At 66.9% G+C, this 889-nt stretch carries 1 protein-coding gene and 1 pseudogene; both read left to right on the top strand.

Annotated features, from left to right (window positions below; genetic code table 11):
- A pseudogene (locus H8B02_RS47515) lies at window positions 1-234 on the top strand (His-rich protein BRANT); the annotation flags it as partial.
- Window positions 235-452: 218 nt separating this feature from the next.
- On the top strand, window positions 453-889 hold a 437-nt coding region (locus tag H8B02_RS47510), incomplete at its 3' end, for a hypothetical protein (protein ID WP_229172551.1).

Below are 889 nucleotides of genomic sequence, written 5' to 3'. Positions count from 1 at the left end.
GCCCCGGCGACGACTGCCCCGGCGACCAAGGCCGCCCCGGTGATCAAGAGCGAGCAGCTGCCCTCGAAGGTGCGCAACGCCAACGCCAAGATGCACCACAAGCACTATCGCCATCACCACAAGCACATGGGCATGCTGAAGGTGAAGTCGCCGAAGCATGCGATCAAGCACGCCTCCAAGCACGTTTCGGCCAAGGTCGCCACCAAGCACGTCGTGCCGGCCAAGCGCGGCTGATCAAGCGCGACTGAACCTGATCCGAGGGGCGTCGTTCGATCCACATTGCCCCGCTGCGCCCTTGGGATGCAGAACCGGCCCGCTCGTCCATTGCTTCCCCAATGGCGGCGGGCCGGAGTGCGTCGGGGCTTCCGTTGCGAGGCTGGGCGCCGGCTCGGCAGGAACAAGCGAGTTGCGAATTCCCCACCTGGCGGTTTATGAGACGCGGCCGGGGACTCATGAAACAGCGTCGTTTGCGGACCTCATCAAAACTGGCGGCGATCCTGCTGCTCTCGATCCCGCTTGCCGGCTGCCTCACCAGCGACGACGGCGGCAGCTCGACCACATTCACCGACGATCGTGGCGTCGCCAACCAGCCGTTTCCGGACAGGTACCGCGACCAGATCCTGGCCTTCATGCGGACCTACCTGAACAATCCGGTCGGGGTCCGCGAAGCCGGGATCGCCGAGCCGGTGCAGCGCACGGTCGGCGGCCGGCTGCGCTACGTGGTCTGCCTGCGCTACAGCGCAAAGGAGACCGACGGCAACTACCGCCCGGTCCGGGAGCGCGGCGTCCTGTTCGTCGACGGCCGGCTCGACCGCATCCTCGACAACGCCGCCGAGCCCTGCGCCGGCGCGTCCTACGCGGCATTTCCCGATCTGGAAAAGATGGCGCG

Origin of the sequence: Bradyrhizobium altum, from assembly GCF_020889705.1 — a bacterium.
Classification (GTDB): Bacteria; Pseudomonadota; Alphaproteobacteria; order Rhizobiales; family Xanthobacteraceae; genus Bradyrhizobium; species Bradyrhizobium altum.
This window is presented reverse-complemented; position numbering and strand designations above follow the sequence as displayed.